13 protein-coding genes and 1 pseudogene are annotated in these 20,617 nt (G+C 37.1%); 8 read left to right on the top strand and 6 right to left on the bottom strand.

Annotated features, from left to right (window positions below; genetic code table 11):
- Positions 1–374: 374 nt before the first annotated feature.
- Positions 375–2,516, top strand: a complete 2,142-nt coding sequence (locus PZE06_RS02450) for a tetratricopeptide repeat protein (protein ID WP_150913945.1) — start codon at positions 375–377, stop codon at positions 2,514–2,516.
- Between the two features lie 121 nt (positions 2,517–2,637).
- Here the strand turns inward: PZE06_RS02450 and PZE06_RS02445 are convergent, their stop codons facing one another.
- From PZE06_RS02445 to ahpC, 4 genes and pseudogenes are all read right to left on the bottom strand, one after another.
- Entirely contained in the window at positions 2,638–3,507 is an 870-nt protein-coding gene (locus PZE06_RS02445; protein WP_225310591.1) for a helix-turn-helix domain-containing protein, read from the bottom strand.
- A gap of 30 nt (positions 3,508–3,537) precedes the next feature.
- Positions 3,538–4,425 (bottom strand): helix-turn-helix domain-containing protein, encoded by an 888-nt coding sequence (locus tag PZE06_RS02440; RefSeq protein ID WP_150913941.1) that lies wholly within the window; start codon positions 4,423–4,425, stop codon positions 3,538–3,540.
- Between the two features lie 541 nt (positions 4,426–4,966).
- Positions 4,967–6,498 (bottom strand): annotated as a pseudogene (gene ahpF / locus PZE06_RS02435) (alkyl hydroperoxide reductase subunit F).
- A 12-nt stretch (positions 6,499–6,510) separates the two neighbouring features.
- Positions 6,511–7,074, bottom strand: coding sequence for an alkyl hydroperoxide reductase subunit C (gene ahpC / locus PZE06_RS02430; RefSeq protein ID WP_150913939.1), 564 nt, complete (start codon positions 7,072–7,074; stop codon positions 6,511–6,513).
- Positions 7,075–7,600: 526 nt separating this feature from the next.
- Between ahpC and mqo the strand changes: the two genes are divergently transcribed.
- Together mqo and PZE06_RS02420 are read left to right on the top strand one after the other, a co-directional pair.
- Complete coding sequence (gene mqo, locus PZE06_RS02425) at positions 7,601–9,142, top strand: malate dehydrogenase (quinone) (protein ID WP_150913938.1); 1,542 nt, start codon at positions 7,601–7,603, stop codon at positions 9,140–9,142.
- A gap of 482 nt (positions 9,143–9,624) precedes the next feature.
- Entirely contained in the window at positions 9,625–11,691 is a 2,067-nt protein-coding gene (locus tag PZE06_RS02420) for a sigma 54-interacting transcriptional regulator (protein WP_150913936.1), read from the top strand.
- A gap of 93 nt (positions 11,692–11,784) precedes the next feature.
- Here PZE06_RS02420 and pepV read toward each other — a convergent pair whose 3' ends face one another.
- Positions 11,785–13,182, bottom strand: a complete 1,398-nt coding sequence (gene pepV / locus PZE06_RS02415; RefSeq protein WP_150913934.1) for a dipeptidase PepV — start codon at positions 13,180–13,182, stop codon at positions 11,785–11,787.
- Between the two features lie 483 nt (positions 13,183–13,665).
- Here pepV and PZE06_RS02410 point away from each other — a divergent pair, with 483 nt between their 5' ends.
- The 5 genes from PZE06_RS02410 (at position 13,666) to PZE06_RS02390 (ending at position 20,465) form a co-directional block, all read left to right on the top strand.
- Positions 13,666–15,324, top strand: coding sequence for a peptide ABC transporter substrate-binding protein (locus PZE06_RS02410; protein WP_150913932.1), 1,659 nt, complete (start codon positions 13,666–13,668; stop codon positions 15,322–15,324).
- Between the two features lie 118 nt (positions 15,325–15,442).
- Positions 15,443–16,381, top strand: coding sequence for an ABC transporter permease (locus PZE06_RS02405; RefSeq protein WP_191963131.1), 939 nt, complete (start codon positions 15,443–15,445; stop codon positions 16,379–16,381).
- Position 16,382: 1 nt separating this feature from the next.
- Positions 16,383–17,321, top strand: a complete 939-nt coding sequence (locus PZE06_RS02400) for an ABC transporter permease (RefSeq protein ID WP_150913930.1) — start codon at positions 16,383–16,385, stop codon at positions 17,319–17,321.
- A 22-nt stretch (positions 17,322–17,343) separates the two neighbouring features.
- Entirely contained in the window at positions 17,344–18,366 is a 1,023-nt protein-coding gene (locus tag PZE06_RS02395) for an asparaginase (protein WP_150913928.1), read from the top strand.
- An 80-nt stretch (positions 18,367–18,446) separates the two neighbouring features.
- Entirely contained in the window at positions 18,447–20,465 is a 2,019-nt protein-coding gene (locus PZE06_RS02390; protein WP_150913926.1) for an ABC transporter ATP-binding protein, read from the top strand.
- Positions 20,466–20,529: 64 nt separating this feature from the next.
- Here PZE06_RS02390 and PZE06_RS02385 read toward each other — a convergent pair.
- Positions 20,530–20,617: IS3 family transposase (locus tag PZE06_RS02385; RefSeq protein WP_275791627.1), on the bottom strand; the 88-nt coding region annotated here is incomplete at its 5' end.

Below are 20,617 nucleotides of genomic sequence, written 5' to 3'. Positions count from 1 at the left end.
GAATAACCTTAACATAATCTGTCCTCCTTTTTTAAGAACAAAGTAGTGACATTTGTTCTTAATTTGATAAAAAAAGTTTCATTTTCAATAGAAATATGACAAATGACCCGACATATAGTCATAAAGGAGCCAATATTTATAAAGTGGAGGTAGAAAGTTCCAGAACCGTAAAGGCTGTACCATGCTAAGTACTTTTGGCAATTAACTTTTTGTAGACAGAGCAGATCGTCCCATAGTCTTTTAAGAAGCGGGGCGTAAGATTGTTACTTTTCTCATATAGTCCTTTGCTAAATTATCATGGTAGAGTAAGGAATAGTAAAAAAACGTCGATGGTAATCGACTTCGCTTTAAAAATACATTCTTCGGAGGATGCTATGAGTTTAGAAGAAATGTTAAAAAACAGACAATATTTTGAGCAATTTCTGAGTGAAGATAAATATGAGAATCCAGTGGAAGTTTTAGGTGAGCTTTTTGCCGACGAGCAGAGCAAAGATGAGGCAGACCTATCGAATATCCGCTATGCACAAGGTGAGCTTTATTATCATTATAAGGATTTTGAGGCTGCAATTTATAAATGGGAATATGTGAATAACGAATTGAACTCATGGGCGAAAAAGAATATGGCGGATGCATACGTTCAATTAGGCTATTATTCAGAAGGTGAAAAGCTTTATACATCGATTGTGACAGAGTCTCTTGTCTTAAATTCCGAAATAGGTTTGCGCTTATTTTCCTTATATACAAAACTTGGTAATTTAGAGAAGGCCGATCATATTATAAAATGGGTCGTTTCGATTAATCCAGATTATCCGAAAGTAACGGAAACAGCACGAAGATTTTATGAGGAAAATCAAGATTGGAAAAGTGCAGTTGAGTTAGCTGTTCAAGAAGGAAAAAGATTAAAGTCAGTTCAGTGGTTTTCAGTCTTAAAGTCCTATGTAGTAGAAGGGCATACAAAAGAATTACCACCTGAATATTTTAAAGAAAGCTTAATGCTTTTAAAGGAATTTAGCCAAGCGCATTTTGAACAATTACTTTCCTCTTTATGGAAGAGAAACGAGGAAGATGGTAAGCTTTTAAATTGGGTGCAAAGTTTGAACGAAATGTTTAACGAAATGGAAGTCGGTGAAGAGGAGCGCTGGCAGGAAACGAAGAAGCTCTTCCGTGAGGTATTCTTTACTTTAATAAATGGTAAGTTTTTAATTAAAGATATCGAAAATCTTATCCCAGATTTATTTAAAAATTGGGCAAGAGTTGTTGAGATAGAAGATGCTCCGCTAGTAAATGGCGGGATCTTAGCATGGAATGATTATTTTCCAACAACGTTGGATAGGAGATTAGTTGAAAATGCAGAAGCTTTCATAAGTCGTGAACCTGTTTCAATAAGGTCTATGGAAGAGAGTATACAGCTTTTATTTGATATTATTAATTGGGGTGAGGATGAAGCGATTAATATGTCCGAACTCCTTAAATGGGATGGAGAAACAATCAAAATCAAAAATGATGATGATGTTAAATTGTTTTTGCAAGAATTTAACGAAGTGGGACGTTATGAAGTATTGTTACAATTAATTAGAAAGTTGTTGGATCTTTTATTAGAAAAGAAAGAAGAGCAGAAGAAGCAGCTTCAAACCAATATTAATTGGCATAAGGAAATCCTCTCAAAATTAAACGGGGCAGTCCATCAGCTAGATGATTTGAAATTTGCAAAGAACAAGGTTATTAAGAAATCATTTGCGCTTAATAAAGAGGATATTAAAGAAAGTATTGAGTCAAAGATCCCAGAAATTTTAAAGAGTTGCTCTGACTTGGTGACTGAAAATAGTGATTTCAAAAACATACATGTTGAGATCAATGAGGCCATGAATGATCGAGTTCAGCAATATTTATACGAAACAGTACAGCCATTGTTCCAGAAGAAGTTTCAAGGATGGGTAAAGAAATCGGAATTAGAATTTATTGAAAGCAAGAAATTTTTGGATGAGATGTCAGACGGGTTGAACCAATTATTAGGGGAAGAACGATTGCAGATGGAATGTGATTTTCAAGTCCTTAATGATTGGAAGCGTGACATGGAACGGATGACTAGTTTCATCTCTTATGAAAAAGAGAATTTCTTTTTACGGTTTAGCCCAACCCAATTTTTACTAAAGAGTGCAGGGAAACTATTAGGTGGTTTATCCCAAAATAAAGGATTTTTAGCAGGACAGTACAAAAAACATATTGAACATGAAGATTTCACTGAAGTAACAAAATTGATTACAAAAAGATTTTTGCAGCAACTTGATATTTTTGAGCGTTCTTTAGATCGTGATATTTCCATGTTTTTTAGCAATCCAATCAACGATTTACAAAATACGGTTGAGCAGTTAGAGAAAGATAAAGAACTGTATGAAAAGGAATTGCAAACCTTCAAATCGAATCCGGAAAAATTTTATGATCCGATGATTTTGTATCAGATTAGACATCGTCAATTCGAATGGATGAATACGGGAAGCTTTGTGAAAAGTGAATAGTCCTAATAAAAAGGATAGACATGGAGGAGTTACTACCTCTTTTGTCTATCCTTTTTGACCATTGCCTTTCGATTAGCACGAGGGAAAGCTCCTTTGCATTCTCGGAGGAAATCTTGTACTTTTATTCCCCTAGTAGTGCAGCCTGATTTTCTTTAACGCAATCTAATAATAAAGTATTATTTTGAATTTCGAATATATGGATTGATTGCTCAAATGATTTTCGAGCTTCTTCGCAATTTCCTAATCTTGCAAGGTTTTCCCCGCGTTGATAAAGGAACTCACCTAATATGGATAAAATTTCAGCCTGATTGCAAATCTTTATTCCCTTTTCACAATAGTGTAATGACTCTTTAAAATTCTCAATATCAGTAAGCAATTGGGCTAACCCAAATAGCAGTTTAAGCTCAATTGAATGATTGGTTAATTTAGGAACTTCACGCAGTTTTTTTAGCGCTTCCCGAAACAGTTGTTCGGACTCTTCAAAGAAACCAGTTTCTCGTTTGATTACGGCAATACTGTTAAGAATTTCGATTTCTTGTTCTGTATAGTAGCGTTTGTTATTGGTTATGTGCAGAGCCTCATCCAACATCTCAAAGGCTAACTTTGAATTTTTTTTCACATAATGAATGCAAATGGCTTCATGCCACAAAATAAATTGTAAGTTATCTTTCTCTTGATAGTATGGATGCTTTTTTTCAGAAAGGACTGTGAAATATAAATTTTCATAATCTCTATTTCGTACGAGTTGACGAATATATTTCTTACTATTGCTAATATACTCAATTTTGTAGGATTCTTGCATTTCAAAAAAATAATTCATATCCACGCCTAACTTAGTGGAGATTTGATTTAGCAGCATTGCCGATGGGATATAATTATTTTTTTCAATATTTGAAATCTGGGCTTGATTACAGATACCAGAAGCCAGCTCTTTTTGGCTTAATCCCATTTTTTGTCTAAGTTCCCGTATTGCTTGACCAAGACTAAACATTTTCAAATCTACACCTCTTACTTCAAAAAACTAATGATTTTCCCCTATTAGTTCAGCTTCATTTTCTTTAACTAGCTTAACATAAAACGGGTTGTCTTGGAGTTGGAAAATCAGACATGCTTTATTAAAAGCTTTCTTCGCTTCAGATATTTTGCCAAGCTTAGCATAGTTTTCTCCCAATTGATATTGGAAATGCCCTAATAAATAAAGGGTCTCTAATTCATTACAAAGCTTAATTCCAGCTATACAAGCAGTGAGAGATTCCTCAAACCTATCGGTATCTGTATATAGCTGTGATAACCCGAACAATCTTCTTAACTCAATTGTATTATCCGTTAACTGCGGAATTTGCTTTAGAAGTTCAGAAGCTTTTTGGAAATTAGCTTCTGATTCTTCAAACATCTTTAATTCTTTTTGTAAAACGGCCAGGCTATTGATAATCTGTATATCAATCTCTTTAAAAAATTCTTCTTTTTCGTAAGGGTTAATTTGGAGTCCTTTTTTTAATAGGTCAACCGCTTCGGAGGATTTATTTTGTACGTAATGAAGACAGATCGCTTCATGCCAAATTAGAAATTTTAGATTTTCTCCATCTTGAAAAAGGGGATGTTTTTTTGTTTTTAAGATTAGTTTTTGCAGCTCTGCGTATTTTTTTTGTCTTTTTAAATTCCACACTTTACTTTTGAACTCTTTTATAAATTCAATCGTATGCGATTGTTGGATTTCAAAAAAGTAGTTCATATCAACACCGAGTTTTTTAGAAATTTCATTTAAAATCAGTGCTGAAGGAATTTCAAGATTTTTTTCAATTTTACTAATTTGGGCCTGAGAGCATATGCCAGAAGCTAGTTCCTTTTGACTAAAACCGGCTCTTTTGCGTATATTTCTCAGAGATTCTCCAAAAGGTAAAAACTCCATCGTATCTCTCCTTTCACAAGCTTAGTAAACCTCCAGTATTATATCATGTTACACATAGTATATTAAAATAGTACTAGTTATGGAAGGGGAATCATGAAAGAAAAGAGAGAATAGTGCAGAATGTACTATATTTAAAGTCCTGTTAAGTAATATGGTGGATAGAACGCATTAACTTGCATCTGGATTTAACAAATACTCGATTACTTTTAAAAAAATCTTGACTATGTAGACACTTGTTGCTATATTTTTTATTTCTTTTGACATCATTTCAATTCATTTACTTTCCTGCTTGTAAACAGCAATGAAGGGAAATCTAGGTTCAGTTCATCAGGGCGAGCATCTGAAGCTTGGTTCTCTTGAGGTTGTAGAAGATTTGAGAAGGAACGCAAATCATGCTTGGAGATCCATTTAAGTTTGATCAAGAAAATATCGCAGAATGGAAGGATGTTTATTAATAATAGGCCCAGCATTCTATAAGTGACCCTGTCGTTAAGACAGGGTCTTTTTAATATCAAGGGAGACATTAGTCCTCTTCATCCTATTAGTTACGAATTAAATAATCAAAGGCACCTAAAGCGGCTGTTGCACCTGAACCCATGGAAATGATGATTTGTTTATAAGTACTATCGGTACAGTCTCCTGCTGCAAAGACGCCAGGAATGTTTGTAGCACCATGCTTATCTACAACAATTTCACCCATACGTGTACGTTCAACGGTATCAGCCAACCATTCTGTATTTGGAACAAGACCAATTTGAACGAAGACTCCTTCTAATTCAATATGGTGAATTTCTTCTGTTGCCCGCTCCTTATACGAAATCCCATTTACTTTGTCAGTACCTGTAATTTCAGTCGTTTGAGCGTTCTTGATCACCGTTACGTTTGCTAAACTGCTTAAACGTTCTTGAAGGACGGAGTCTGCTTTTAGTTCTGGCGCAAATTCAATCACGTGACATGCTTCACAATGCCAGCCAAATCAATGGCCGCTTCAATTCCAGAATTCCCACCACCGATAACGGCTACACGTTTTCCTTCGAATAATGGACCATCACAGTGAGGACAGTAGGCTACCCCTTTATTTTTGAACTCTAATTCGCCTGGGACACCCACATTACGCCAGCGCGCTCCTGTTGAAAGAATCACCGTTTTCCCTTTTAACACGGCGCCATTTTCAAGTTCAATCTCAACTAAATCCTTTTTCTCTAAACGCTTTGCACGCTGGAGGTTCATCACATCAATATTCTCATACTGTTTTACATGCTCCTCAAGGCTTGCTGCAAGCTTCGGACCCTCTGTGTACTTAACGCTAATGAAGTTTTCAATTCCGAGTGTATCCATAATTTGACCGCCGAAACGCTCAGCGACCATCCCCGTACGAATCCCTTTGCGTGCTGCATAGACAGCCGCACTAGCACCAGCAGGTCCGCCTCCAACGACAAGGACATCGTATGGTTCCTTATCAGCAAGTTCTGAAGCATCTGGACCACTGCCTATTTTAGCCAGGATTTCTTCAAGGGTCATACGCCCGCTCCCAAACGGTTCTCCATTAAGGAATACCGTAGGTACAGCCATAATATCTTTTTTCTCTACTTCTTCTTTAAAAGCAGCACCGTCAATCATAGTATGACTGATCCCAGGATGGAGAATGCTCATCACGTTAAGAGCCTGAACAACATCAGGACAGTTATGGCAAGTCAAGCTTATATAGGATTCAAAGTAATACTCCCCTTTAATCTTCTGCACTTGCTCGATGACTTTCGGATCGACTTTTGGAGCACGTCCACTTACTTGAAGAAGAGCGAGAACGAATGAAGTGAATTCATGTCCAAGGGGAACTCCGGCAAATGTAATGCCTGTATCCTCCCCGATGCGATTCACACTGAAGCTAGGTGTTCTGTTTAAAGTTGCCTTTTCTACTTTAATGTGGGAAGACATTGATGATACTTCATCGACTAAAGCAAGCATATCGCGGGAGACTTGGTCGTCTCCAGCACTCACTTTAAGAAGAATGTCACCCTCCATCATCTGAAGATAGTGGGCTAATTGTGCTTTAATTTCTGCTTCTAATAACATAGGGATTACTCCTTAAATTTTCCCTACGAGATCAAGACTTGGCTTCAGTGTTTCTCCGCCTTCTTGCCATTTTGCCGGGCAAACCTCGCCTGGGTTGTTGCGCACATATTGCGCCGCTTTAATTTTGTTCACAAGTGTACTTGCATCGCGTCCAATGCCGTCAGCATTAATTTCCACTGTTTGCACAATGCCGTCTGGGTCGATAATGAAAGTACCGCGTTGAGCAAGTCCTGCTTCTTCATCTAAAACTTCAAAGTTACGTGAGATTTTTTGTGACGGATCCCCAATCATGATGTACTCGATTTTGCCGATCGCTTCTGAATGATCATGCCAAGCTTTATGTGTGAAATGAGTATCTGTAGAAACAGAGTATACTTCAACTCCAAGCTCCTTTAATGTAGCATATTCATTTTGCAGATCTTCAAGCTCAGTTGGGCAAACAAATGTGAAATCTGCTGGATAAAAACAAACAACACTCCATTTTCCTTTGAAATTTTCTTCACTAACGGTGATAAAATCTCCGTTATGATACGCTTGGGCTGTGAATGGTAATACTTCTTTTCCGATTAATGACATCCTTCATTTTCCTCCTCATATGGTATTGAAATTTAATAAAAGGAATTATAACCAGACATTACATAATGTATATTTGGCTATAGTCGCTCTAAAGACAAGCTGCTGTTTTGAACAGTTTGGTAAACGCAAAGTCCGTTTAGGGTAAACCTTAAATAACGACTAATTGTTGCGTTCAATATTTGTAAGGTAGAGAGACATCAACATTATCGACTTTTTCATTAGGAATCATACTTCCGCAAGAAAAATTGCTTTTAATGATTGATATTTTTCTAGGCAAATAAATCGATCCTCACTTTTTATTAAGCAATTGTAAAATTTCAAAGCGAAAAATGTAAACGCTTTAATTTCAGGCTTCAATTTTTATGAATTATCAAGTATTATAAGGTTTTACTTATACTTATAGTAAATAAATATTTTAATCTATCAAAAATTCTGATAAACTATCATTAAATAATAATTAATCCAGAGTCGAGGTAAGTCTAAGTACTGTGCTTATCATTCTGCGAATTATAGGAGTCCGATAAACATGAGCTACGGGGAAACAAGAACAGAGATTATCTTAATTGGTGCTGGAATTATGAGTGCTACGCTCGGAACGATTTTAAAAGAATTAGCACCAGATTGGAACATTACAGTGTTTGAAAAGCTTGCATCTGCTGGAGAGGAAAGTTCTAACGAGTGGAATAATGCTGGGACTGGTCATGCTGCACTTTGTGAATTAAACTACACAGTTGAAAAGCCAGATGGAACCATTGATATTAGCAAAGCGATTAATATTAATGAACAGTTTCGAGTTTCTATGCAGTTTTGGTCATACCTTGTTGAGAAAGGCATGATCAAAAATCCACAAGATTTCATTCGGGCGCTGCCCCATATGAGCCTTGTGCAAGGCGAAGAAAATGTTTCTTTTTTACAAAAACGTTTTGAAGCGCTATCAAACCATCCGTTTTTTCAAGGAATGGAATTTTCCAACGATCCAAAAAAGTTAAAAGAATGGATACCGCTCATTATGGAAGAACGCGAATTAAATATCCCAATAGCAGCAACAAAAATTGATTCAGGTACGGACGTAAACTTTGGGGCTTTAACTCGGATGCTGTTTCAACATTTAAAGAAACAAAATGTACAGATTAACTATAATCATAGTGTTAAAGATATTAATCGTACGGATGATGGGAGATGGGAATTAAAAGTAAAAAATGAAGAAAACGGCATGATAGAAAGGCATACAGCAAAGTTTGTCTTTATCGGTGGTGGGGGAGGCAGCCTTCACCTACTACAAAAATCAGGTATTCCTGAAGGAAAGCATATTGGCGGTTTTCCTGTAAGCGGATTATTTATGGTTTGTAATAATCCGGAAGTAGTTGAAAGGCATCATGCAAAGGTTTATGGCAAAGCAAAGGTAGGAGCGCCACCGATGTCTGTTCCTCATCTTGATACGCGGTTCATTAACAATAAAAAATCATTATTGTTTGGGCCGTTTGCAGGGTTTTCGCCGAAATTTCTTAAAACAGGTTCAATGTTGGATTTAATCACCTCAATCAAAACCCATAATTTGCTGACCATGCTTGCAGCAGGGGTAAAAGAAATCCCATTAACGAAGTATTTAATTCAACAGGTACTGTTATCAAAGGAACAGCGAATGGAAGAACTTCGTGAATTCATCCCAACTGCCAAATCAGAGGATTGGGACTTAATCGTTGCTGGCCAGCGAGTACAAGTAATTAAGGATACCGAGGCAGGCGGTAAAGGAACTTTGCAATTTGGAACAGAAGTGATCAACGCCGAAGACGGTTCGATTGCGGCATTGCTAGGTGCCTCACCAGGTGCTTCGACAGCAGTTCATGTTATGCTCGAGGTTATTGATAAATGCTTTCCTGATTATAAAGATAAATGGAACGAAAAAATTAAAGAAATGATTCCATCATATGGAAAGTCACTTGTGGAGGATCGGGCATTGTTGCAAGCGATACACACGTCTACATCCGCAACGCTTGGCTTATTGGAAAAGAAGGGAACGCAAGAAATAAAAGTAACAATTGAAGAACGGCAATTGCAAGAAGTGTAATGGCCATCATCAGTTTGAATGGGTAGAGACAGGAAATAGATAATAAATTTCCTGTCTTTTTAATTGATTGAATTCGCTGCTGAAATCATCTGGTACAATTTGTTAACCCCAATAATTTATAGAGCCTTCCTTTCAATATACATATCCAGTAATGGCAATACCGTTTATTGAATAGACACCTTCTTATGATCTGGGGGGATAAAAAAGCTGCTTTGATACATCCGCGAAGAAAAATATTAATCATTATTGTTTTGAAGTGGCTAGCTCACCTGGATCGCGACAGGGTGGAAATGTCGAGAAATAATGTAAGCAGCTTCAAACGAAGGAGGTGGAAAAATAACTTTGAACACCCCTGGTAGGTGACAAAAAAGTGTGATAGACCGATAGAAACGATCATTTTATAATACAAATATATACTTTCTCGTTTATAAGTCTGTTGTTTATATTTTCGTGAATGCTTGGTTAAGATCGGGGTGATTTGTTTGGCAGAGAAGAAAAGGATACTTGTTGTTTCTTATATGAAAAACACATTACATACTCTCTTAAATCAATTAAATGAAATTGGTTTAATGGAGCATTTTGAATTTGAAGGAGTAACTGTGGAACAATTAGAAGCTTCCATTATTAAAAGAAATTCATTAGTGCTAGTTTCAAGTTCAATTGTCTATACGATGGTAAAACCTTACTTAGATGAAAATACTCCGTATATTATTACAACAAGAACAATTAATTATGCGAATTTACGAGAAATCCTCGAAATACCTAAAGGGACGCAAGCCTATTTAGTAAGTGATCTGAGACAGTCAGCCGAAGAAACGATCAGCATCCTAGAAGAAACGGGAATTGAGCTCGATCTAATCCCGTATTATCCGCAAAAACGCCCTGAGTCAAGTATTGCGATTGCCATCACGCCAGGAGAACCGCAATTTGTCCCTGAAACTGTATCAAAAACGATTAATATTGGAAGCAGATTAATTGATATATCAACGTTAATTGAAATATTTAATTTTTTTCAAATCTCACCTTTTTCTGCGAAGGCACATTTATCAGCGAGGTTTATGCAATCCGTTATCCATTTTTCTAAAGAATTAAGTAACGAAATTTTCCGTTCAACCATTCTTCAGCGCAGTCTTGACAGCATCGTCCAAAATATCGATGATGCTGTATTGGTTTATAACAATGAAAATGAAATTGAAGTTTTAAATAAGGCGGCAATCGATTATTTAAAATTATCTTCACAAGTTCAAAAGCAAAATATTAATATAATCCCGTCTTGTTATTATCAGGCAATAAAGAATCTTTCTGTTGGACAAGAAAATTTTGTCGAGATCAACGATATTACCTTTTATATGAGGAAAAAGAGAATCATGGTTGATGATCAAGTCTATTCAACCCTTATTATTTTCCGCGAAGCGAAGGATTATCAAAAGATCGAACATGATTTTAGGTTTAAGGCAAAGCAGAAAAATAGTATGGCAAGATACCGCTTTGATGATATAAAAACAGCAAGTCTCCCTGTCTTAGAGATGTTAAAGGTTGCCGGGAGACTTGCGAAAAGCGATTCAACGATTCTAATATTAGGTGAAACAGGCACAGGAAAAGAGGTGCTAGCACAGGCTATCCATAAGGCTTCTCCAAGGAGGTATGAGCCGTTCGTCGGCGTCAATTTCGCTGCCATTTCTGAGAGTTTAATGGAAAGTGAATTATTTGGTTATGAACCGGGATCTTTTACTGGAGCACGTAAAAGGGGTCATATTGGCTTGTTCGAGCAAGCGCATCTTGGCAGTATTTTTTTAGATGAAATAGGAGATGCTGCACCTGTTATTCAAAACCGTTTGTTAAGAGTTCTGCAAGAAAGGCAGATTATGAGAGTCGGTGGTGATACCATTATTCCTCTTGATGTGAGAGTGATAGCCGCAACCAATAAAAATTTAAAAAATTTGATCGAAGAAGGAACATTTCGCGAAGATCTTTATTATCGACTTAATGTTTTGCCATTGAAACTCTTACCTCTTCGGGAGAGGAAGAAAGATATTTCGCTTTTAATTAATTTATTTTCAAAAGAATTTCAAGAAAAACTTGGAAGGGAACCGTTTGTTTTTACGAAGGAAGCATTAAGGTATTGTGAAGATTATTATTGGCCAGGGAATGTTCGCGAGCTTCGCAATGTTGTTGAATATGTAGCACATATAAGTGGAGATAAAGTTTATAAAGAGGATCTCCCAATCAACGATGTAGATATTGTTCAAGTTGAGGAACCAAGAAAGGAGTTAGAAAAATTAAAAGAAGATTTATTAGAAAAAGGTTTTTTTCAAGAGACAGTCATGATTTTGCAATATTTAAATCAGGCTCATGTGATTTCGGCAGGCCGTTTTTCCTTGCTTAATTATTTATTAGAACGTGGCTATTCGTTTTCAGAACAGCAATTACGTTATCGTTTGAAGCTTTTACATGAAAAAGGCTTGACTTTGACACAAAGAGGACGAGGTGGAAGTCGAATAACAGATAAGGGCAAAATGTTTCTTGAGGGATTTGAAATGCATCTATAAACAAGTACTTAAAAAATTGAAGCAAGCTAATTATCGCTAACAAGCGAACTTACCCAGATATTAGTTAGTTTTGGGGAGTTCGCTTGTGCGTTCTTATATATTAGCTAATTGATAGATTGCTTTCGCATAAATGGTAGTTGCTTTAAACAAATCATTGATCTCAATATATTCATCAATTTGATGAGCAGTATTTTCTTTTCCAGGAAAAACAGCTCCATATGCAACCCCATTGTCGATAAATCGTGCGTAAGTAGCTCCGCCGGTAGTAAGAAGTTTAGCTTGTTCACCAGTTTCCTGTTCGTATGCTTCCTGAAGTATTTTTATAACTGGTTCATCCTCACTGACATAATGGGGTTTTTTCTCTCGCACTTCTTCAATCTCCAACCCATATTCTTTAATGGCTTCAGTAATTCCTTCGATTGTTCGTAAATAAGGTGTTTCTACTGGACAGCGAATGTTTAAGGATAGGGTAGCTTCATTCATCGCTTTGTAACGAAAGATTCCAGCATTGACAGTAAGCGTTCCTGTGATACGATCACAAAAAGCAATACCAAGCTTTTCCCCAAGTGGATCATCCGCAAGCCGCTCTGAAACAAAGCGAATAAATGGTTGTTCCGGAAGGAATCTTGCTAAAAAAACAGCAAGCTTTGTAGCCGCGTTAATTCCTTTGTCAGGTTCCATCCCATGAGCTGACTTCCCTTTTACAATTAATTGCAGGATTTGTTCAGTCTGTTCAATAGTAGATTCTATTTTTTCTAGTCGGCAATATAGAGAAAAGGCGTCTGCTACTTGGCGTAAATGTTCTCCTTCAATAATTGCCTCTGCATGATCTGGAACCATATTGCCCTTCTCTCCGGAATAAAAAGAACATAATTGATATTTTCCAATTGGCTGAGCTGCGGCCTTTAATCGCAAAATGACATTGATTTGTCCTTTCTCTGCGTGAATAAGAGGGAACTCAGCATCTGGGGCAAATCCGGTTAATGCAGGCGGTTCGACTTTCACATACTTCTTCATACATGACATTCCGCTTTCCTCATCAGTACCAAAAATAATTCTAACACGATGCTTTAATGCTAACTGACTGTCTTTAATTATTTTCAGGGCATAATAAGCTGCCATAGTTGGCCCTTTATCATCGATAGCACCTCTTGCAAATAGCCTTCCTTCTCGAACACTCGGTAAAAATGGATCTGAAGTCCAATTTCCCGTTGCAGGGACGACATCAAGATGGCAGAGGACAGCAATATAATGGAGAGCATTTTCAGGTCCGATCTCGGCATACCCTACGTAGCCATCGATATTTTTCGTTCTAAATCCATCCTTTTCTGCCGTTCGCAGCATGAAATCTAACGCCTTCTTAATATTTTCTCCCATCGGAGCTGCATCCGATTTTGATGAAATATCTTTAATGCTTTTAATAGATAATAGTTTTGATAAATCATTAAGTAGCAGCTCTTTATTTTCTTCAACTTCTTTATTCCAGTTCAAAAAGATCCCTCCTTCAATGAATAAGGCATGCAAGATATATACCAAAACTTGAAAGCAACAGAATTTTTAGCTTCCACTGTGCTGTCGAGCGAATAATTGTGGAATCTTCGGAAGCTGGAAAGATAATCCCTCGAAAAAAATGAATAGGAGAAAAATGTCGCTATTTAAATCGGTTTGGCTTTAATTCTAACCAATTACGCATATTGTTAAAGATTAATAGGGTAAATAGGACACCCATATAATTAGGATGTTTATAGAATTTTCTAACTTTTTAACTTTTATAAAGGAAACCAGTTGTTCAGTGAAATATTTGTAATCAAAATAAAGTTCATCTTTCTAAAAAGTTATGTTGCAAGCGTTTTTGATTGAATTAAATCGGTCGGGTAAACCAATTCGTTTTTTACAAAAAAATAATATTTTTGTAAAAATGGCACAATACTTGCAATTGAATTAATTGTCAAAAAATACACGGAGGTTGAGATAATGAGAAGAAAATGGCGTGGAAGGTTGGTTCTGATTTTTTTTATTGCGGTTGTTTTGTTAAGCGGATGTAATTTTAGTGGGAGTTCTACAGAACCTTCAGAGCAAACAAATGAAGGTACGACAAATGACGATGGAGCTCGTTCAGCAGATAATACTTTAAGATTAAGCTTAGATAATGACATCCCTGATTTAAATCAAGTGAAAACAACAGATGGGATTTCTTTCGGCATATTAAACAATGTAATGGAAGGACTTTATCGCTTAGATGAAAATAATGAACCGCAACCAGCAATGGCGGAAAGCTATGAAAAGTCAGAGGATGGATTGACTTACACCTTTAAGTTAAAAGAAGGAATTAAGTGGAGTAATGGAGAACCGATTACAGCCAATGATTTCAAATATTCTTGGCTTCGAGCAATGCATCCAGACACCGCAGGTTCTTATGCAACAATTTTAACGGATTATATTAAAGGCGGAGCTGCATATGCAGCAGGTGAAGCAGAGGCTGACTCCGTTTCGATTGAAGTAGTTGATGAGAAAACACTAATTGTTGAACTTGTTCAACCGACACCTTTTTTTGTAGATTTGACAGCATTTGTTACTTATTTTCCATTAAATGAGAAGTTTGTTGAAGAAAAAGGGGATAAGTTTGCCTTAACGTATGATGCGATTTTATACAATGGTCCATACGTGTTAACTTCTTATAACCAAGCACAAGGTGTTGAAATGGAAAAGAATCCTGAATACTGGGACAAAGATAATGTTGCGATTGAAAAAGTAAGTATGAAAGTGATTAAAGAAACAAGTACTGCTTTAAATTTATACGAAGCCGGTGATTTAGATAAGGTTTACTTAGCTTCTGCTGATGTCGATACGTACAAAGATAGTCCAGAGTTTCAAACTGAAACTGAATTTAGAACATATTTCATTCAGTTTAATGAAGCTAAGGAACCTTTCAACAATGATAATATTCGTAAAGCGCTTCAGTTAGCATACGACCCGCAAATTTTAACAGATGTCATTTTAAATAATGGTTCTGAACCAGCCTATGGATTAGTTGCAGTTGAAATGGCAGGCGTTGATGGCCAATCATTCAGAGAACTTCAAGGAGATGTTATTAAGCCTGATATTGAAAAGGCGAAAGAGTATTGGGCAAAGGGTGTTGAAGAATTAGGGTCAACTCCTCAAATCGAATTACTTACGGCAGATGATACGGTCTCAAAAGATACAGGTACCTTCCTGCAAAGTGAATATAAAAAGAATTTAGGAGTCGATATTAATCTTGTTACACAGCCTTACAGTGGTCGTCTTGACACAATGAGAGCCGGTGATTATCAAATGGCTGTCAACCGTTGGGGAGCCGACTTTAACGATGCGATGACATACTTGGATTTGTGGGAAGCCCCTTCTAACACTGACTTCCGTGGAAATTTTATTAATTCTCAATATGATGAGTTAGTCAATGCAGCAAAAACTGAAGCGGATGAGAAAGTGCGGATTCAGTATTTGCTGGATGCCGAAAAATTAATTCTCGAAGATGGTTCGGTAGGTCCGCTTTATTTTGACGGTCTCTCTTTCCTACAGAAACAAAATGTAAAGGGGATTGTCACACATCCATATGGAGCTTCACCCGATTTAAAGTGGGCTACGAAAGAATAGCGATCGTCTGAAGCAAGGAGAGAATTGGCCTTCTCTCCTTGCTGGATAAAGCTCCTTATGCGGGGAGCATTAATAATCTTCTATATGACCAATTCCTCAGAAGCTGGAGGTGTTAAATGTGAATAAATATTTATTTATGAGACTTGTCAATATTGTTATTACGTTATTTATTATCGCAACTGCGACCTTTTTCTTAATGAAGCAAATGCCAGGTTCTCCCTTCGATGAGGAAAAATTGTCTACTTTGTCTGACGAACAACGGCTGGAATTTTACGCTAGATATGGACTCGATAAACCTGTATCACAGCAATATTTTCTTTACATGAAAACACTTTTTCAAGGAGATCTTGGAGAATCCTATTATTTTAAGGGACAGGATGTAAGTTCGCTTATTATCGGGAGGATTGGTCCGTCGGCACTTCTAGGTGTTCAAGCCGTCATCTTAGGATTTACGATTGGAATCATTTTAGGAATTATCGCTGCATTTAGACATAATACCATGTGGGATTTTTCCACAATGTTAGTTGCTGTATTGGGTGTTTCGATTCCAAACTTCGTTTTTGCAGCCCTCCTACAATACTATGTTGGTTTAAAATTAGGACTTCTCCCAGTTGCTTTCTGGGAATCCTACTCCAGTTCAATTATGCCAACCATTACGTTATCTCTAATGGTCATTGCTTTAATAGCAAGGTTTACGAGGAACGAAATGCTAGAAGTATTACAACAAGATTATATGTTAACAGCAAAGGCAAAAGGTGTTTCTCAATTTAAAGTCATTTATAAACATGGAATTAGAAACGTGCTTATTCCTTTAGTGACCATTTTAGGGCCGATTGTCGTGAGCTTATTAACAGGCTCACTAGTGATTGAGAATATATTTAGCGTTCCAGGAATCGGAAGTTTGTTCGTTGATTCAATTAAAGTAAATGACTATACAACAATTATGGGCTTAACTCTTTTCTACAGCGCTTTTTTTGTCCTTACTATGCTTATTATTGATCTCTTGTACGGAATAATCGATCCAAGAATTCGTATATCAGGGCAAAGGAGTGAGTGAAATGAAAAATACAGAGCCGGTGTTAGAAGAATTAACAGACGACTTATTTGAAATTGCAGGGAGAAAGGTCGAACAGAGTGAGAAAATACAGCGTCCTCCCATGTCAGCATTGCGAGACAGCTGGAATCGCCTTAAGAAAAATAAGGGCGCTCTATGCAGTTTAATAGTGTTGCTACTCATTTTATTGCTAGCGATTTTCGGCCCTGTCATGAACGAGTATAAATATTACGAAACAGATTACGGGGCAGCTTACCAGCCACCAAGCGGAGAGCATTGGTTAGGGACGGACAAATTTGGACGTGATCAATGGACGAGGATTTGGGAAGGAACAAGAATTTCTTTATATATTGCTGTATTAGCAGCATTTCTTGATTTATTAATTGGGGTAACGATTGGAGCCATTTCAGCGTTAAAAGGGGGAAAAGTTGACAACATTCTTCAGCGTTTCATCGAAATATTGGTTGGAATTCCTAATCTCATCATTGTTATATTGTTGATTATGCTAATGAAGCCAGGAATTTTGACGATTACTCTTGCTATGGTCATTACAGGCTGGGTTAATATGGCGAGGTTAGTCAGGGCGCAAATTTTTAAATTAAAAAACCAAGAGTTTGTGTTAGCTTCTAAATCACTTGGCTCTTCAAATCGGCGCCTAATTCTTCATCATCTTATTCCTAATACAATGGGGTTAATTGTTATTAACATGATGTTCACGATACCATCGGCGATTTTTATGGAGGCTTTTTTAAGTTTTATTGGCCTTGGTTTGCAGGAGCCACTAGCGTCATTGGGTGTACTAATCAATGATGGCTTTCAAGGAATGCGAAATCATTTTTATTTAATGCTCTATCCAGCTATCGTGATTGTGGCTATTATGGTGGCTTTTAATATTCTAGCAGACGGATTAAGAGATGCTTTAGATCCGAAAATGAGAAAATAAACATAATAAAAGAGGGATTATCATGAATCATTCAATCAAAGTTTATCGGGGCAAATATTTAGAAAGTACTCATGCAATTCATGTTGCAGTTGTAAATATAAACGGAGAAATCGTCTATTCTTATGGAGATCCATTCAGAGTTGTATTCCCACGCTCATCAATGAAACCATTTCAAGCTGTCCCCGTTGTGGAAACAGGAGCTGCTGACGCATATCAATTTGAAGAAAAGGATCTTTCTCTAATTTGCGCTTCACATAGCGGAGAAGAATTTCATAGAGAAAGAGTTACAAGTATTTTAGAGAGAATTCAATTGACAGAGGAAGCACTTCAATGCGGTAGCCATATTCCACGGGATATTGAAAGCTATAACAAATTAATTCGTGATGGCGGTACATTAACGCCGCTATATAGCAATTGTTCAGGAAAGCACTCAGGAATGTTAACCGCAGTTGTTCATATGAAGGAAGAAGTTCAAAGTTATCGTGAGCTAACTCACCCTCATCAACAGCGAATACTAGATGTAATAGAACACGTATGCAGTGTTCGAAAAAGCGAAATTGGTATAAGTGTAGATGGATGCGGCGTACCCGTCCATCGTCTTCCTTTAAGGAATATTGCATTAGGTTTTGCTCGTTTAGCTGCTCCACTTACTTGGGAATTCACGGACACGGCCACTCATTTAGAGAGAATTCGCAATGCTATGATGCTACATCCTGAAATGGTTGGTGGAACAAATAGATTTGATACAGATTTGATGAACGTTTTTAAGAATAGATTAGTAGCAAAGGCAGGAGCAGAGGGGATTCAATGTATCGGAGATGTAGAAAGCGGATTGGGGATTGCGATAAAAATTGAGGATGGTAATGGCCGAGCAGCAAGCGTTGCCGCAATGGAGGTGCTGAAGCAATTAGGCATCGGTGACGAACCATTGTATCAAAAGCTGGATCAATATAGAGAAACACCTGTTTTAAATGCTCGTAAAGAGAAAATCGGTCGGATTGAGGCAGATTTTAAGCTTGAAAAAAATCAAAAGGCAGTTATATAAGAATTAGCTAAATGCTAAACGTCGGTAAAGACATTCTTATTAGAAAATAAGAGCAAGTGGTGCAAAGGAAGTGAATTAAATTGGATACATTACTTGAAGTCAATAATCTTCATGTTTCATTTAAAACGTATGCTGGAAAAGTTCAAGCTGTTAGAGGGGTAAATTTATTCTTAAAGAAAGGGGAAACATTAGCGATCGTTGGAGAGTCTGGCTCAGGGAAATCGGTCACTTCTAAAAGTATTATGAAACTTTTCCCTAGCAATTCAGCGATTATTGAAGAGGGGGAGATCTTATTTGATGGTGCAAATATTATCAATTACACAGAAAAACAAATGGAAAAGATCAGAGGTTCTGAAATTGCGATGATTTTTCAAGATCCAATGACCGCTTTAAACCCTACTATGACGATTGGGAAACAAATCATGGAAAGTGTTATAACACATCAAAAACTAAATAAAGAACAGGCTTTTCATAGAGCAATTGAATTGTTAAAGCTTGTAGGGATTCCAAATGCTGAAGCAAGGGTAAAGCAATATCCCCATCAGTTCTCTGGAGGAATGAGACAACGGGTTGTGATTGCCATCGCTTTAGCATCAAATCCGAAGGTGTTGATTGCCGATGAACCTACAACAGCTTTGGATGTCACTATTCAAGCACAAATTCTTGATTTAATGAGAGAAATTCAAGAAAAAATGAATACAGCGATTATTATTATTACTCATGATCTCGGTGTTGTTGCAAATATTGCCGATCGTGTGGCAGTCATGTATGCAGGCAAGATTGTCGAAACGGGAACGGTTGAAGAAGTATTTTATAATCCGCAGCATGCTTATACATGGGGATTATTAGGTTCCATGCCGAATATGGAATCGAAGGAGGAGTTGATTGCCATTCCCGGAACTCCACCAGATTTAATAAATCCACCAAAAGGGGATGCCTTTGCTGAAAGAAATGAATTTGCTTTAAAAATCGATTATTTACGTGAACCGCCTATGTTTAAGTTAACTGAAACGCATTATGCTGCAACATGGCTGCTTCACAAGAAGGCTCCTAAAATCGAAAAGCCAGCACAATTAAATAGAAGACGCCTTACATCAGCCTCACCAGATTTAATAAATAAAACGACCACTTCTGGTGCAGCAAAAGAAACATTAGTGGAAGTTCGCCAGTTAAAAAAGTATTTTAAAATAGGCAAGAATGATATTTTAAAAGCTGTCGATGACGTCTCGTTTGCGATCTATAAAGGAGAAACATTGGGACTCGTTGGGGAATCTGGCTGCGGAAAATCTACACTAGGAAGAACTATTATGAGGCTTTATGAAGCAACTGCAGGTGATGTTCTTTTTCAAAATAACTCAGTTTTTGGGAAAAAAGATAGAACTGACATGAAGGAGTTTAATCGAAAAGTTCAGATGATTTTTCAAGATCCATATGCCTCTCTAAATCCAAGAAAAACTGTGGCAGATATTATTGCTGAAGGAATCGATATTCATGATCTGGTTAAAACAAAGGAAGAAAGAAAACAAAAAGTTTTTGAACTGTTAGAGACAGTAGGGTTAAATAAAGATCATTCTACTCGTTATCCTCATGAATTTTCAGGAGGGCAGCGTCAAAGAATTGGTATCGCTAGAGCATTAGCTGTAGAACCAGATTTTATTATCGCTGATGAACCGATTAGTGCATTGGACGTATCGATCCAAGCGCAGGTAGTTAACTTAATGAAAAAATTACAAAAGGAGCGCGGTCTTACGTATCTTTTTATTGCCCATGACTTATCTATGATTAAACATATCAGCGATCGAGTTGGCGTTATGTACCTTGGCAATTTAGTAGAATTGGCGGAATCTGATACTCTTTACGCAGAACCGCTTCACCCATATACTCAAGCGCTATTATCTGCTGTTCCAGTTCCTGATCCGGACAAAGAGAGGACGAGAGAACGGATAATCCTTGAAGGAGATTTACCAAGTCCAAGCAATCCACCAAGTGGCTGTAGATTCCGGACTCGCTGCCCTCATGCTACTGAGATTTGCGCAAGTTCAACACCGGAATGGAGGGAAGTACGACCTAAACACTGGGTCGCTTGTCATCTTCATTAACATTAAAAAAAGAAAGCTCAAAAGTTAAACTGGCACCTATGTCAAGGACACTATAGAAAAGAGCTTAAGCAACTAGAAGGTGATTCCTATATTGGATAGGGGTCATCTTTTTTAGATTCCACTGATATCGATAATTGTTATAGTAAACCATA

The organism is Robertmurraya sp. DFI.2.37 (genome assembly GCF_029211245.1).
GTDB lineage: Bacteria > Bacillota > Bacilli > Bacillales > Cytobacillaceae > Robertmurraya > Robertmurraya methanolica_A.
This window is presented reverse-complemented; position numbering and strand designations above follow the sequence as displayed.